We start from the raw sequence: 16382 nt of genomic DNA, 5'->3' as shown, positions 1-16382 counted from the left end.
AATATACAAATGACTAAGAAAGCTGACTTTATTTGGTTTAACGGTGAAATGACGCCATGGGCTGATGCAAAGGTTCATGTTATGTCTCATGCTCTGCACTATGGTACATCAGTGTTTGAAGGTGTCCGTTGTTATGACTCGCACAAAGGTCCTGTGGTCTTCCGCCACCGTGAGCATATGCAACGTTTGCATGATTCAGCAAAAATTTACCGTATGCCTGTCAGCTACAGCGTGGAAGAGTTAATGGAAGCATGTCGTGCAACTCTGCGTAAAAATAACTTAGTCAGTGCGTATATTCGTCCATTAGTGTTTATTGGTGATGTTGGTATGGGTGTTAACCCTCCAGACGGTTATAACACCGATGTGATTTTAGCCGCTTTTCCATGGGGAGCGTATTTAGGTGAAGAAGCGTTAGACCAAGGTATTGATGCGATGGTCTCTTCTTGGAATCGTGTTGCACCAAACACCATTCCTACAGGGGCAAAAGCAGGTGGCAACTATTTATCTTCTCTACTAGTTGGTAGCGAAGCTCGTCGCCATGGTTACCAAGAAGGTATTGCATTAGATGTTCACGGATATCTCTCCGAAGGTGCTGGGGAAAATATTTTTGAGGTGAAAGATGGCATCCTGTATACACCTCCGTTCACATCATCTGCATTACCAGGTATTACGCGTGATGCGATTTTAACTTTAGCAAAAGATTTGGGTATCGAAGTACGTGAGCAAACACTATCACGTGAATCTCTCTATCTTGCTGATGAAGTCTTCATGACAGGAACCGCTGCAGAGATCACTCCGGTTCGTAGTGTTGATGGTATCCAAGTTGGCATTGGCCGTTGTGGCCCAGTAACCAAGCAAATTCAGCAGGCATTCTTTGGCTTATTTGATGGTACAACAGAAGATAAATGGGGCTGGTTAGATCCAGTAAACCCTTAATAATTAAATTTAAATAGATGTTACAGGCGGACGTTCCCCGCCTGTTTTAAACACGGGAGTTAAAGATATGCCTAAGTACCGTTCAGCAACAACAACTCATGGTCGTAATATGGCTGGGGCTCGTGCATTATGGCGTGCAACAGGCATGACCGATGCTGATTTTGGAAAGCCCATTATTGCTGTTGTTAACTCATTCACACAGTTTGTTCCAGGCCACGTACATTTACGTGATTTAGGCAAATTAGTTGCAGAGCAAATTGAAAATGCAGGTGGTGTTGCGAAAGAGTTTAATACAATCGCTGTTGATGATGGGATTGCCATGGGACATGGCGGAATGTTGTATTCCTTACCTTCCCGTGAATTAATTGCGGATTCTGTTGAATATATGGTGAACGCACACTGTGCGGATGCCATGGTGTGTATTTCAAACTGCGATAAAATCACCCCAGGCATGTTGATGGCGTCATTACGTCTGAATATTCCGGTTATTTTTGTTTCGGGCGGTCCAATGGAAGCAGGTAAAACCAAGCTTTCAGATCAAATCATCAAGCTCGATTTAGTTGATGCCATGATTCAAGGGGCTAACCCTAATGTGAGTGATGCAGATAGTGAGCAAATAGAACGTTCAGCATGCCCAACGTGTGGCTCTTGCTCAGGAATGTTTACTGCAAACTCAATGAACTGCTTAACTGAGGCGCTTGGGTTATCTCAGCCAGGAAATGGCTCATTGTTAGCGACTCACGCAGACCGCGAAACTTTATTTATCAATGCAGGTAAGCGCATTGTTGAATTAACCAAACGCTATTACGAACAAGATGATGAAAGTGCGTTACCACGCAATATCGCTAATAAATCTGCATTTGAAAATGCGATGACGTTGGATATTGCCATGGGTGGTTCAACTAACACAGTCCTGCATTTACTTGCAGCAGCTCAAGAAGCAGAGATCGATTTCACCATGGATGATATCGACCGTTTATCACGTAAAGTCCCACATTTGTGTAAGGTTGCACCGAGTACACAAAAATACCATATGGAAGATGTTCACCGTGCTGGTGGTGTCATCGGTATTTTAGGTGAACTGAGCCGTGCAGGTTTATTGCAAGAAAACGTGACGAATATTTTAGGTCTGAGCTTCCAAGAAACATTAGCGCAATATGATGTGATGTTAACAAAGGATGAGGCCGTTAAATCAATGTTTTCCGCGGGCCCTGCCGGTATCCGCACGACAAAAGCCTTTTCACAAAATTGCCGCTGGCCGTCATTGGATACTGACCGTGAGAATGGGTGTATCCGTAGTATTGAGCATGCATATAGTTTGGATGGGGGGCTGGCAGTCCTGTCTGGAAATATTGCAGAAGATGGCTGTATTGTTAAAACCGCTGGAGTTGATGAAGGCAGTTTAACATTCCGTGGCCCTGCCAAAGTCTTTGAAAGCCAAGATGACGCAGTAGAAGCTATTCTGGGTGGCAAAGTCGTTGAAGGCGATGTGGTTGTTATTCGCTATGAAGGGCCTAAGGGGGGGCCGGGCATGCAAGAAATGCTGTACCCAACCTCATACCTGAAATCAATGGGATTAGGCAAAAGCTGTGCATTGATAACAGATGGTCGCTTCTCTGGCGGTAGCTCAGGGCTTTCTATTGGTCATATTTCACCAGAAGCAGCGAGTGGTGGCTTACTCGCATTAGTTCAAGATGGCGATATTATTGATATCGATATTCCAAAAAGAACGATGGTGCTGGATGTGAGTGAAAGCGAATTGAGTCAGCGCCGTGAAGCGGAATTAGCTCGAGGCGATAAAGCTTATACTCCGCGTAATCGTCAGCGTGAGGTTTCTTTTGCTCTGCGCGCTTATGCTTCATTGGCGACGAGTGCAGACAAAGGTGCTGTTCGTGACAAGTCGAAATTAGGGGGCTGATTGTGGCAGCAGCAAAACCATTACCGGTTGCCCCAACCGGAGCAGATTACTTAAAAGCGGCGCTGAGTGCGCCGGTTTATGAAGCTGCGCAAGTAACGCCTCTTCAACAGATGGATAAAATATCTTCACGCTTGGGGAATACCATTTTAGTCAAGCGTGAAGATAGGCAGCCAGTACATAGCTTTAAGCTTCGTGGGGCTTACGCCATGATTGCGAGTTTAACCGAAGAGCAAAAAAGCAAAGGTGTGGTGACAGCTTCTGCGGGGAACCACGCTCAAGGCGTTGCGTTATCAGCAAATCGTGTTGGTGTGAAAGCAAAAATAGTCATGCCAGTTGCGACAGCGGATATCAAAGTGGATGCAGTACGTAGCTTCGGTGGCGAAGCTATTTTACATGGTGCTAATTTTGATGAAGCGAAAGCGAAAGCCATTGCAATGGCCGCAGAGGATGGCTATACCTTCGTTCCACCTTTTGACCACCCTTCAGTGATTGCGGGGCAAGCTACGATAGCTCTCGAGCTATTGCAACAGGATGTGCATTTAGATCGAATTTTTATTCCTGTAGGGGGCGGTGGGTTAATTGCGGGCGTTGCTGTGATTATTAAGCAGTTAATGCCTGAAATTAAAATCATTGGTGTGGAGTCTGAAGATGCCGCTTGTTTAAAAGCCGCGTTAGAGGCTGGGCATCCTGTTGATTTACCACGTGTTGGCCTATTCGCAGAAGGAGTGGCAGTAAAGCGTATTGGAGATGAAACCTTCAGGTTGTGCCAGCAGTATGTTGACGATGTTATCACTGTTGATAGTGATTCCATTTGTGCTGCATTGAAAGATATTTTTGAAGATGTTCGCGCGATAGCAGAGCCTTCGGGCGCTTTAGCATTGGCCGGATTAAAAAAATACGTACAGCAGCATAACATTAAAGGTGAACGTTTAGCGCATATTTTGTCCGGTGCGAATATGAATTTCCATGGGCTGCGTTATGTTTCTGAACGCTGTGAAATTGGTGAACAACGAGAAGCTTTACTCGCAGTAACCATTCCTGAGCAAAAAGGCAGTTTCTTACGTTTTTGCCAGTTATTAGGCCATCGAGCCATTACGGAGTTTAATTATCGCTATACGGATGCGGACCCTGAACGCGCATGTATTTTTGTTGGGGTGCGTTTAAGTGGCCGTGATGGCGAGCGCTCGGAGATTATCCAAGAGCTTAGAAGTCACGGCTATGAAGTCGATGATTTATCAGATGATGAAATGGCAAAACTTCATGTGCGTTATATGATTGGTGGGCGTCCATCAAAGCCATTAGACGAAAGGTTATATAGCTTTGAATTTCCAGAGTCTCCAGGTGCATTGTTGAGATTCCTAGAAACCCTAGGGACTCATTGGAATATAACGTTATTTCATTACCGTAGCCATGGTACAGATTATGGACGTGTGCTGGCGGCATTTGAACTGGCTGGGCCAGAAGTGCGTTTTGATAGGCATCTTGATGCGCTAGGTTATGAATATCATGATGAAACAGGAAACCCCTCTTTCCGTTTTTTCTTAGCACCACAAGATAACCAAAGAACTTTAGATTGAATTGTCTGGGAGTAACTCCCAAAACGCTTTAATTAATGGTTCACTCAGGCGTTTGCTTAATAGGCAAACGCCGAGCTCAAAAGGTTCTACCATTGAAATATTATCGAGCTGTGAAATACGGCTGCGTACGGGTTCTGGGCTGTTATCAACAACCACACTGGGAATTAAGGCGATACCGCACCCCAAAGCGACCATTGATACAATAGCTTCATGGCCTGAGACCGTCGCATAAATGACAGGGTTATTGATATTATGGCGACGGAACCAGAGCTCGATACGTTTACGGGATGGGCCGTGCTCAGGTAGGATAAAAGGGACGGTAGACCAATCAGGTTCAGCCTCTGTTACCATGCTTCGTACTGCACAGGGTAGTGATGGGGCAATCAAAACGAGAGGGATTTCGCCGATTTTTGCAAAACGGACGTTATCGGGTAAGCGCTCGGGTTTCCCTGCAATACCAAGATCAGCCTCATGAGTTTCCACTTTTTCAACGGCATCAGCTGCGTCACCTGTCGTGAGTTTAATTTCAACTAGTGGATGTAGCGCACGGAATTTGTCTAAAACTTCGGGTAAATGACTATAAGCTGCCGTAACTGAGCAAAAAAGATGCAGTTCTCCACTAAGTGATGGGCTTTGCTGATTGAGAGCATGTTGTAGTTGTTGATATTGCAATAATGTTTGTTGGGCAAATTGTTTAAGGTGCTCCCCTGCTTGAGTCAATTTGACTGAGCGGTTATCTCGCACAAATAGCGGATGACCAAGCTGTTCTTCGAGGCGTTGTATTTGGCGAGACAATGTGGAAGGACTGACATGCATCGCTTTAGATGTGCGCCCGAAGTGGCAGCTTTGTGCTAAATGCAAAAAAAGCTTGAGATCACGAATGTCCATTTTGCCCTCTAATAACATTACTAATGACGTTGCAGATATTGCAACATTGTATTGTTAATATATCAATTTAAGCAATGCGAAACATCGCATATAGTAAATCCATAAACGCTCAAAATGAGCGACAGGCAAAATTGTTGCCTGACATAACGAACACAACAGAACAATGGAGTATGACAATGGCGAATTATTTTAACACATTGAATTTACGTGAGCAGTTAGCTCAATTAGGTAAGTGCCGTTTTATGCAGCGCGAAGAATTTGCGGATGAAGCGGGTTTCCTGAAAGGTAAAAAAATCGTCATCGTCGGTTGTGGGGCACAAGGTTTGAACCAAGGCCTGAATATGCGTGACTCAGGTTTAGATATTGCTTATGCATTACGTGATGAAGCAATTGCAGAGAAACGTGCTTCATGGCGTAAAGCGACAGAAAATGGCTTCAAAGTTGGCACTTATGAAGAATTGATCCCTACCGCTGATTTGGTTGTTAACTTAACGCCGGACAAACAGCATTCAGCCGTTGTTCGTGCTGTTCAGCCTATGATGAAACAAGGTGCAGCACTGGGTTATTCACATGGATTCAACATTGTTGAAGTTGGTGAAGAAATTCGTAAAGACATTACTGTTGTGATGGTAGCGCCAAAATGCCCAGGTACCGAAGTTCGTGAAGAATACAAGCGTGGTTTTGGTGTTCCAACTCTGATTGCAGTACACCCAGAGAATGACCCGAAAGGTGAGGGGATGGCGATTGCTAAAGCATGGGCGGCAGCGACTGGTGGCCACCGTGCCGGTGTTCTGGAGTCTTCGTTTGTTGCAGAGGTTAAGTCTGACCTGATGGGTGAGCAAACTATTCTGTGTGGTATGTTACAAGCAGGCGCATTACTGAGCTATGACAAAATGGTTGCTGACGGTGTTGAGCCAGGCTATGCAGGTAAATTAATTCAGTTTGGTTGGGAAACTATCACCGAAGCGCTGAAACAAGGTGGTATCACGCTGATGATGGACCGTTTATCTAACCCTGCAAAAGTTCGTGCTTATGCATTATCTGAACAACTGAAAACTATCATGGCGCCATTGTTCCAAAAACATATGGATGACATCATTTCAGGCGAATTTTCTGCAACCATGATGGCAGACTGGGCAAATGATGATAAAAACTTGCTGACATGGCGTGAAGAGACAGGCAAAACGGCATTCGAAAATTACCCTGAATATGAAGGGAAAATTGCCGAACAAGAATACTTTGACCACGGTGTTTTGTTAGTTGCTATGGTTAAAGCGGGCGTTGAATTAGCGTTCGATACGATGTTAGAAGCGGGTATCTTAGAAGAATCAGCTTACTATGAGTCCCTGCATGAGTTACCACTGATTGCAAATACCATTGCTCGTAAGCGTTTATATGAAATGAACGTGGTTATTTCAGACACAGCAGAATACGGTAACTATCTGTTCTCATTTGCAGCTGTGCCAATGCTGAAAGAATTCATGACGAAATTACAAGCGGGCGATTTAGCGAAGCCAGTTGCAGATAATGGCACTGATAACGCACAGTTACGTGATATCAACGAAGCTATCCGTAACCATCCGATTGAGAAAATCGGTAAGACGTTACGAGGTTATATGACGGATATGAAGAAGATTGCGGTCGGCTAACTCATTTTTCGTCACTCTTCGCGTGATAGGCGCGTTGGCTGCACTCGGTTACCCAAGTCACATACTTGTGTATTCTCTTTGGGATAACCTAATTTTTCGTCGCTCTTCGCGTGATAGGTGCGTTGGCTACACTCGGTTACCCAAGTCACATACTCGTGTATGCTCCTTGGGATAGCCTCCTTTGCCGCCTTCCTCTAACGCGAATAGTTTAGAAAAATGTATTGGTGGTATAAAAGAAAAAGAACAAAACCACATCTTTCTGATGAATGATGTGGTTTTTTGTTTTTTATAAATAGAGAAGATCGTTGCTCAAGAGTTGGGTCGGTTTCTGCTACAATCTGTAGCGAATTCCTTTTTGAATAACTAAGTGATGTAGAAAACCATGCGATTAAACCCAAGCCAGCAGCAGGCAGTTGAATATGTAGAGGGTCCATGCCTTGTGTTAGCCGGGGCTGGGTCAGGTAAAACGCGTGTTATCACGAATAAAATTGCGCATTTAATTCGCCAATGCGGTTATCAGCCTCGACAAATTGCAGCGGTGACTTTCACCAATAAAGCGGCGCGGGAAATGAAAGAGCGCGTGGCTCAAACCTTGGGGAAAAAAGAAGCACGCGGTTTGATCATATCCACCTTCCATACATTAGGGTTGGAAATCATTAAGCGTGAATATAAAGCGCTGGGTATTAAAGCCAATTTTTCGCTATTTGACGACCAAGATCAGATGGCATTATTGAAAGAACTTACCTTTGATTTATTGGAAGAGGATAAAGACTTACTCAAACAATTGATCTCAGCGATCTCAAATTGGAAAAATGATCTTATCTCGCCACAACAAGTGATAGGCCAAGCACGGAGTGAGAAAGAGCATCACTTTGCGGAGTGTTATCGCCGCTATGAACTTCATCTGAAAAGTTGCAATGTGCTGGATTTTGACGATTTAATCAGCAAGCCTACCTTGTTGTTATACCAAAATGAAGAAGTTCGCGAGCGTTGGCAGCAAAAAATTCGTTACTTGCTGGTGGACGAGTACCAAGATACCAATACGAGTCAATATCAGTTGGTTAAATTGCTTGTGGGGCAGCGAGCAAGGTTTACGGTTGTGGGCGATGACGATCAGTCAATCTATTCATGGCGTGGAGCAAGGCCACAAAACTTGGTTTTATTGAATCAAGATTTCCCTAAATTAAATGTCATTAAGCTTGAGCAGAATTACCGCTCATCAGAACGAATTTTAAAAGCGGCGAATATTTTAATTGCCAATAATCCTCATGTATTTGAAAAAAAATTATTTTCTGAATTAGGGTATGGAGCGCCACTTAAAGTCCTGACCGCGAATAATGAAGATCATGAAGCTGAAAGAGTGATTGGGGAGCTTATCGCACATCACTTTATTAATAAGACGGAATATAAAGATTACGCCATTTTGTATCGTGGCAACCATCAATCACGTATTTTTGAAAAAATGTTGATGCAAAACCGTATTCCGTATCGGATTTCAGGGGGGACTTCATTTTTCTCTCGCCCTGAAATCAAAGACTTGTTAGCTTATTTGCGAGTGCTTACTAACCCCGAAGATGATAGTGCATTCTTGCGTATTGTTAATACTCCGCGTCGAGAAATTGGCCCTAAAACTATCCAAAAACTTGGGGAGTGGGCAAACCAGCGGGGTAAAAGTTTATATCAAGCCAGCTTTGATTTAGGGCTTGAACAAATCTTAAAAGGCAAAGGATTAGAAGCATTACAGCGTTTCACTCATTGGATGGACAGTATTGTACGAACGTCGGAGCGTGAGCCTTTAATTGCGGTGCGTGACTTACTGCGTGAAATGGATTATGAAAGCTGGCTATATGAAACGTCGACCAGTACTAAAGCTGCCGAAATGCGAATGAAAAACGTCAACCAACTATTCACATGGATGAGTGAAATGGTTGAAGGCGATGAGCTCAATGACCCAATGACATTGAGCCAAGTGGTTACACGTTTTACGCTGCGCGATATGATGGAGCGTGGTGAGGATGATGAAGAATCAGACCAAGTTCAGCTCATGACGTTACATGCCTCTAAAGGCCTTGAGTTTCCTTATGTTTTTTTGGTTGGCATGGAGGAAGGGCTGCTACCACATCAAAGTAGTATTGATGAAAACAATATTGATGAAGAACGCCGTTTAGCTTATGTAGGAATTACGCGGGCGCAAAGAGAGCTATTCTTTTCTCATTGTCGTGAGCGTCGCCAATATGGTGAATTGATCCGTCCTGAATTAAGCCGTTTTCTCCTTGAATTGCCTCAAGATGATTTACAATGGGAGCAGCAGCGTAAAGTGGTTAGTGCGCAGGAACGTATGCAGAAGGGGCAATCAGCTTTAGCCGATATTAAAGCGCGTTTAGGGTTAAATAAAAAAAGTGAGTAACCGCAACTAATTGAATTTCCACACTAGAGTAGGTCTAGTGTGGAAAATATTATCAATTTGAACTATTACGTTCTTCCAACTCTAAAGCCCAATTTACATAGCCCTGCCATTGAACTTCTTGCTGTAAATTTTCCGCTCGTAGAGGGTGATCGGATAACCAACGATAAGGCAGCGTGATGGTTAACCTTTGTGCATTCACATTAAGCCTTAGTGCTGGCAAGGTGTCATCACGTCTACGGCTCGCAAAAATAATGGCAAGGCGAAGTAAACGACATAAATTATATGCATGCTGCATAGGGAGCGCATTTTGTTGGCTTAATGGCGTTAAATCAACAGGGCCTTGCTGGTTTATCAATAATGCAGCAAGTAACCGCTTTTGAGCTGGGGTAAAACCAGGTAAATCAAGGTGTGTTATGAGGTAGCTAGCGTGCTCGGGGCCTTTACGGAAATCAACACTCAAGCCAATTTCATGTAACGCGCATGCACTGGATAGTAAATCACGACAACGTGTATCTAAGCCCCAATCTTTCGCGACTTGTAAATAAAAATATTCTGCAAGTTGACGAACTCGGCTTGCTTGTTCGATATCGACTTGGAAGCGCCGCTGAATATTGCGAACGGTACGAGCGCGAATATCCTGCTCAATAGGAAGCTGTAGCATGCCATAGACAAGCCCTTCACGAAGTGCTCCGCCAGCGAGTGTCATGTTATCAATTTCTAATGCTTCAAAGATAGCGATCAAAATAGATAATCCGCTTGGAAAAACAAGAGCACGTTCGAAGGTTAGGCCATCAATTTCAAGCTCTTCAAGTTTTTGGCATTGAATGGCTTTACGCTTAAGCTGTTGTAATTTAGAAAGTGTGATCAGTTCATCCATGCCTTGGGCAATCATGATTTCCTGAATCGCTTGTACGGTGCCGGATGCACCAACACAAATCTTCCACCCATGTGTCTTAAGTGCATCTGCAATAGGGGCGATGACATTATGGGCAGCGGCTTGAGCTGCTGAGAAGTTTTCTTCTGTTAAACTTCTATCGCCAAAGTAGCGCTCAAGCCAAGTTACACAACCCATTTCAAGACTATAGAGTTGCTCCGCTTTTGCGCCTGTACCTGTAACGAGCTCAGTACTTCCTCCGCCAATATCAACTACTAAGCGTTGGTCTGGCCCGCCAGTTGTATGTGCAACACCTTGATAAATTAAGCGAGCTTCTTCTTCTCCTTGAATAACTTTTACAGGGTTTCCTAAAATTTGGCTGGCTTTTTCGATGAAAATATCGGCATTTTTAGCTAAACGCAAAGTCGCAGTTGCGACAACACGAATTTGTGTATTCGGAATATCTTGTAAGTGTTCCGAAAACAGGCGTAAACATTGCCAGCCTCGCTCCATTGCTTGCTCAGAAAGCAGGTTGTTGTTGTCTAAACCTGCGGCAAGACGAACTTTGCGCTTAACCCTAGAGATTACCTGAATGCTACCAGCAGTTTCACGTACGACTAGCATATGAAAACTGTTTGAGCCTAAATCGATGGCGGCATAAAGAGAAGAAGATTTCAGCATATCGTTTTTACTCAGCCTGGACGTTTATGGTTGTTACGTGGGCCATTGTGGCGACGCTGCGAATTCGAATTACGACGTGGGCCTCCAGGGCGTGGGCGATGGCGGCGTTTTGGCGCAGGTAAATCACTCAATAATGCATCACTGTTATATTTACTAACAGGGATTGAGTGTTGGATATACTCTTCAATAGCAGGCAGGTTAAGTGAATATTCTTCACACGCTAAGCTAATTGAGTTTCCACTTTCACCCGCACGACCCGTACGGCCAATACGGTGTACGTAATCTTCGCAGTCATCAGGTAAGTCGTAGTTAAATACATGAGTTACTGATGGAATATGTAAACCACGAGCTGCAACATCAGTTGCCACTAAAATATCTAAATGGCCTTGTGTGAATTGCTCTAATATACGCAGTCGTTTTTTCTGTGCGACATCGCCAGTTAATAAACCTACACGATGGCCATCGGCAGCTAAATGCGCCCAAATATCATCACAACGGTGTTTTGTATTGGCGAAAATAATACAACGCTCTGGCCACTCTTCTTCAAGGAGCGTTTGGAGCAGGCGCATTTTTTCTTCATTAGAAGGGTAAAATAGCTCTTCTTTGATACGGTGACCTGTTTTTTGCAAAGGTTCGACCTCAACATATTCAGGGTTGTTCATTTGTTCGAAGGCTAATTCTCTGACTCGGTAAGATAAAGTTGCAGAAAACAGCAAATTAAGCCTTTCTGCGGCACCTGGCATACGACGGAAAATCCAGCGGATATCTTTAATAAATCCAAGGTCATACATGCGGTCGGCTTCATCAAGTACCACAACCTGAATCGCACTTAGGTCGACATGGCCTTGTTTTGCGTAGTCGATTAAACGGCCAGTTGTACCAATGAGGATATCAACACCGTTTTGTAAAACCTTAAGTTGCTCATCATAGCCGTCACCACCGTATGCTAGCCCCATTTTCAGGCCAGTGTACTCAGCTAGCTCTTTAGCATCCGAATAAATTTGTACTGCGAGTTCGCGTGTCGGCGCCATGATTAGTGCACGAGGCTGGTTCGCTTTTTTACCCTCAATAGCTGGGTGAGTTAATAAATAATGAAATGTAGACGTTAAAAAAGCTAACGTTTTACCTGTACCTGTTTGCGCTTGACCCGCCACGTCTTTGCCTTCGACAGTAAAAGGCAAGGTGGACGCCTGTATAGGCGTGCAAAAATTGAAGCCTTTTTTATTCAGAGCTTCAATGACTTTAGGGTGCAATGCGAAGTCGGAAAACTTCTTTTCTGTCAAGTGTGCTTTACTCATAGTATGTTAGAATATCAGTTAACGGTTGGTTTACGAAAGTGTATCTTTTGAAATAAAGCATACTGCTGCCAATAATGTTACACTAAGTCTGCAAAAGATGATCCTTTGGAGTACAACATGAGCGATAAAATTATACATATAACTGATGCAAGTTTTGCAACTGAAGTTCTGAACGCAAGTTCACCTGTTCTCGTCGATTTTTGGGCAGCATGGTGTGGTCCTTGTAAAATGATCGCGCCTATTCTTGATGAAGTTGCTGAAGAATATACAGGCAAACTGACTATCGCAAAACTGAATATTGATGAAAACCCAGGTACCGCTCCAAAATATGGAATTCGTGGTATCCCGACCTTGCTTTTATTCAAAAATGGTGAAGTCGCAGCAACGAAAGTCGGTGCATTATCAAAAACGCAACTGAAAGAATTTTTAGACGAAAATCTGTAAGTTATCGTTATATGTAAGCTAAAACGTTTAGCGGTATATCTATTTTATCTAGAGAGCCGCTAGACGTCTTCACTTAAGCATGATAAGTTATCCTCATTCCTCGTATAGCACCCATATGAATTACCTTGTATTCCATTGCTCTTATCTTACATATATAGCTTGTTAGTTTAGTATTGTGATGATTGTTTCGTAATGATTGTTATTGATCAAAAACTGATGGCGTAATGATTTTAAATATGAAAATTGAAAGTTTAGACATTGAGTTATAGTCGTATTCAATATCTTTGATTTCAATGTATCTCTCATATGAATTAAAGATAGTGCGTAAACGAACATAATGAAATTCAATATTTTTATATCATAGGGATGTAAAAATGAAGTGGGAGAAGGTTGGCACTTAGCAGTTATGTGTTTTTTAATGCTAATCTGCCATTAAATTTGCGATATTGGGATGGATGTTGTCCTAAATGTACAAAAAACTATTGCTAATATTGCGTGTGTTTCTAATAATATGTCACACATCATCAAGATGAGATGCAGTCAGATGTTAGAGCAATCTTAGTAATGGCTAGCACAAGATTTTTTTGCATTGTTGTTTGCTTTTGGTAAAAATTAGTGAGCAACAGGGCAGTATAAAGTTAAACTGGCACTTAATAATAAGCTGCCGTCAATTTACGTTCATAGTTCGAGAATTACCCCGAGTTAAAGAACCCACCATTATGAATCTTACCGAATTAAAAAATACGCCAGTATCAGAATTGATTACGTTAGGCGAAAACATGGGGCTAGAGAACTTAGCCCGTATGAGAAAGCAGGATATTATTTTCTCTATCTTGAAGCAGCATGCGAAAAGTGGCGAAGATATTTTCGGCGATGGCGTACTGGAAATATTGCAGGATGGATTTGGTTTCCTCCGTTCAGCAGACAGTTCTTACCTCGCAGGTCCTGATGATATCTACGTTTCTCCTAGCCAAATCCGCCGTTTTAACCTACGCACAGGTGACACAATTTCAGGGAAAATTCGTCCACCTAAAGAAGGTGAACGTTACTTTGCTCTCCTGAAAGTCAATGAAGTTAACTACGACAAACCTGAAAATGCCCGCAGTAAAATTCTATTCGAAAACCTAACCCCATTACATGCAAACCGTCGTCTGCGTATGGAACGTGGTAATGGTTCAACTGAGGATTTAACTGCACGTGTATTGGACCTTGCGGCTCCAATCGGTCGTGGTCAACGTGGTTTGATTGTTGCTCCACCGAAAGCGGGTAAAACAATGTTACTGCAAAATATTGCAGCAAATATTGCACACAATTACCCTGATTGCGTTCTGATGGTTCTGCTAATTGATGAGCGCCCAGAGGAAGTGACAGAAATGCAACGTTTGGTCAAAGGTGAAGTTATTGCTTCAACATTTGATGAGCCTGCTGCACGTCACGTTCAAGTTGCTGAAATGGTAATTGAAAAAGCAAAACGTCTAGTTGAACATAAAAAAGACGTTATCATTTTACTCGACTCTATTACGCGTCTAGCCCGTGCATATAACACCGTAGTACCTTCGTCTGGTAAAGTATTAACCGGTGGTGTGGATGCGAATGCATTACACCGTCCAAAACGTTTCTTCGGTGCTGCTCGTAATGTTGAAGAAGGTGGAAGCCTGACAATCATTGCAACGGCACTGGTTGATACCGGTTCGAAAATGGATGAAGTTATTTACGAGGAATTTAAAGGTACAGGTAACATGGAACTGCACCTTTCTCGTAAAATTGCAGAAAAACGTGTGTTCCCTGCAATAGACTACAATCGTTCAGGTACGCGTAAAGAAGAGTTACTTACATCGCAAGATGAATTACAAAAAATGTGGATCTTACGTAAGATTATTCATCCAATGGGCGAAATCGATGCGATGGAGTTCCTCATTAGTAAGTTAGCGATGACGAAAACCAACGAAGAGTTCTTTGACTTTATGAAAAGAGCCTAGCCGTTAAGGTTCGCTGTGTTTTATAAATAGGTGCCAGTTATGGCACCTATTTTTTTGTTTTTATACACCGCGTTAGTTCATAAAAATTAAAACATATCATATTAAATCAGGCCTAATATTTTGCCGATTTAGTTTCAATAGATTAAGATGATGTTTTATTACTTTGTTTATAAATAACGTTAAATAAATAGGCGAAGTTTTTATTAAAAATTAATAATGCACTATAAAAATATCAGTAATATGATGTTAACATTATGAATCAAAAGAAAAATGTTATGTTTATATTTGTTTTGTGACTAGTGTTAAATTTATTTTCATCACTTTATTATTTAATCATCGAGTGCTTATTTAAGCACCAGTCGATTAACTCGATTCTAGAGTGTTGTTTTTATGGCATGCATATTGCAGCTATTCAGTATAAAATTACGGGATGTTTCGTTATTAAATCAAACACCCTAATAAAGTGTAAGAACTAATAATGTTGCAGGAATTTCTTTATGAATAAAGATTCGTCTTATAGCAGATTTCAGTACCAAGATGATAATGCATTGGCTCCTGCTTGTTTATCGGCATTTGCCAAAAAAAATTTAGTTTTGAAAGTTAAATATAAAGATTAAGAGAGTCGAACAGTGGACACCATACACTTTGTAACCAATCTCTTCTACGTTTTCTTGTTTTCATTAGTTTTTATTTTTCTGGCTCGAGTTGTTGCAATAAAAATCGGGTTGGTTGATAAGCCTAATTTCAGAAAGAAACATGTAGGATTAGTTCCCCTTGTTGGGGGAATTTCCGTTTTCTTTGGGATCTGTTTTGCATTTTATATTACAGGTGAATACATTCCTCATAAGTGGCTATATATCGCTTGTGCGGGGTTATTGGTCTTTATTGGCGCATTAGATGATAGGTTTGATATCAGTGTGAAATTAAGGGCTGGTATTCAAGCAGTCGTTGCCGTTGTTATGATGACAGCGGCAGGATTGAAACTTGAGTCACTCGGTCATGCCTTTGGACCATGGGAACTCGTACTTGGCCCATTCGGTTATATCGTTACCTTATTTGCAGTATGGGCAGCAATCAATGCTTTTAACATGGTTGATGGTATTGACGGGTTACTCGGTGGTTTATCTTCTGTTTCTTTTGGTGCTCTCGGCTTTTTGCTATATCAAAACGGTAACTATGCGTTAGCATTTTGGTGTTTTGCCTTTATTGCAGCTATTCTTCCTTATATTCTTTTAAATTTAGGCGTGTTAGGTCGCCGTTTTAAAGTCTTCATGGGGGATGCGGGAAGTACACTGATTGGGTTCACGATTATTTGGATCCTTGTGGCTTCGACGCAAGAGGAAGTCCATCCGATTAACCCAGTTACGGCTTTATGGATTATTGCGATCCCTCTAATGGACATGGTTGCCATTATGTATCGCCGTATTCGTAAAGGTATGAGCCCATTTTCACCTGATCGCCAGCACATTCATCATTTAATTATGCGTTCTGGTTTTACACCAAAAGGGGCATTTGTGCTGATTACATTATCAGCGGCTGCTTTAGCGTGTGTTGGTATTATTGGTGAGCACTTAACATTTGTACCTGAATGGGTAATGTTGGCATTATTTTTGCTTGTATTTATGATGTATGGTTACTGCATCAAACGAGCTTGGAAAGTCGCCCGTTTTATTAAGCGAGTGAGACGTAGAGCACGTAGAGGAGCAGTACGGTAACGACAAAACGAAAATA

Annotated in this window: 11 protein-coding genes; 8 read left to right on the top strand and 3 right to left on the bottom strand. The window is 42.4% G+C overall.

The features are described 5' to 3' along the window. Positions 1–9: 9 nt before the first annotated feature. The 3 genes from P3L37_RS19935 to ilvA all read left to right on the top strand — a co-directional run bounded on the left by P3L37_RS19935 (position 10) and on the right by ilvA (position 4431). Positions 10–936 (top strand): branched-chain amino acid transaminase, encoded by a 927-nt coding sequence (locus P3L37_RS19935; RefSeq protein WP_004907252.1) that lies wholly within the window; start codon positions 10–12, stop codon positions 934–936. A 67-nt stretch (positions 937–1003) separates the two neighbouring features. Beyond that, the gene (ilvD, locus tag P3L37_RS19930) at positions 1004–2854 is read left to right on the top strand and encodes a dihydroxy-acid dehydratase (RefSeq protein WP_123382184.1); all 1851 of its coding nucleotides are present in this window, start codon (positions 1004–1006) and stop codon (positions 2852–2854) included. Between the two features lie 2 nt (positions 2855–2856). Further along, the gene (gene ilvA / locus P3L37_RS19925) at positions 2857–4431 is read left to right on the top strand and encodes a threonine ammonia-lyase, biosynthetic (protein WP_110731572.1); all 1575 of its coding nucleotides are present in this window, start codon (positions 2857–2859) and stop codon (positions 4429–4431) included. On the opposite strand, the gene ilvY is transcribed toward ilvA, so the two are convergent. Further along, complete coding sequence (gene ilvY, locus P3L37_RS19920) at positions 4423–5319, bottom strand: HTH-type transcriptional activator IlvY (protein WP_004906122.1); 897 nt, start codon at positions 5317–5319, stop codon at positions 4423–4425. The two genes, ilvA and ilvY, sit on opposite strands and share 9 nt — an antisense overlap. A gap of 176 nt (positions 5320–5495) precedes the next feature. Here ilvY and ilvC point away from each other — a divergent pair, with 176 nt between their 5' ends. Then, on the top strand, positions 5496–6968 hold the full coding sequence (ilvC, locus tag P3L37_RS19915; protein WP_004907263.1) for a ketol-acid reductoisomerase: 1473 nt from the start codon (positions 5496–5498) through the stop codon (positions 6966–6968). Between the two features lie 382 nt (positions 6969–7350). Further along, entirely contained in the window at positions 7351–9375 is a 2025-nt protein-coding gene (gene rep / locus P3L37_RS19910) for a DNA helicase Rep (RefSeq protein WP_109912167.1), read from the top strand. A gap of 52 nt (positions 9376–9427) precedes the next feature. On the opposite strand, the gene gppA is transcribed toward rep, so the two are convergent. Both gppA and rhlB read right to left on the bottom strand, forming a co-directional pair. Next, positions 9428–10930, bottom strand: coding sequence for a guanosine-5'-triphosphate,3'-diphosphate diphosphatase (gppA, locus tag P3L37_RS19905; RefSeq protein ID WP_004907271.1), 1503 nt, complete (start codon positions 10928–10930; stop codon positions 9428–9430). A gap of 11 nt (positions 10931–10941) precedes the next feature. Continuing rightward, positions 10942–12228: an ATP-dependent RNA helicase RhlB gene (gene rhlB / locus P3L37_RS19900; RefSeq protein ID WP_004907274.1), complete on the bottom strand. Its 1287-nt coding sequence runs from the start codon at positions 12226–12228 to the stop codon at positions 10942–10944. A 117-nt stretch (positions 12229–12345) separates the two neighbouring features. Here rhlB and trxA point away from each other — a divergent pair, with 117 nt between their 5' ends. The 3 genes from trxA to wecA all read left to right on the top strand — a co-directional run bounded on the left by trxA (position 12346) and on the right by wecA (position 16366). Further along, positions 12346–12672 (top strand): thioredoxin TrxA, encoded by a 327-nt coding sequence (gene trxA / locus P3L37_RS19895; protein WP_004907277.1) that lies wholly within the window; start codon positions 12346–12348, stop codon positions 12670–12672. Positions 12673–13391: 719 nt separating this feature from the next. Continuing rightward, the gene (gene rho, locus P3L37_RS19890; protein ID WP_004906109.1) at positions 13392–14651 is read left to right on the top strand and encodes a transcription termination factor Rho; all 1260 of its coding nucleotides are present in this window, start codon (positions 13392–13394) and stop codon (positions 14649–14651) included. 629 nt (positions 14652–15280) lie between these two features. Next, complete coding sequence (gene wecA, locus P3L37_RS19885; RefSeq protein WP_004907283.1) at positions 15281–16366, top strand: UDP-N-acetylglucosamine--undecaprenyl-phosphate N-acetylglucosaminephosphotransferase; 1086 nt, start codon at positions 15281–15283, stop codon at positions 16364–16366. Positions 16367–16382 lie beyond the last annotated feature (16 nt).

Origin of the sequence: Providencia sp. PROV114 (assembly GCF_032704305.1) — a bacterium.
GTDB classification, from domain to species: Bacteria; Pseudomonadota; Gammaproteobacteria; order Enterobacterales; family Enterobacteriaceae; genus Providencia; species Providencia rettgeri.
This window is presented reverse-complemented; position numbering and strand designations above follow the sequence as displayed.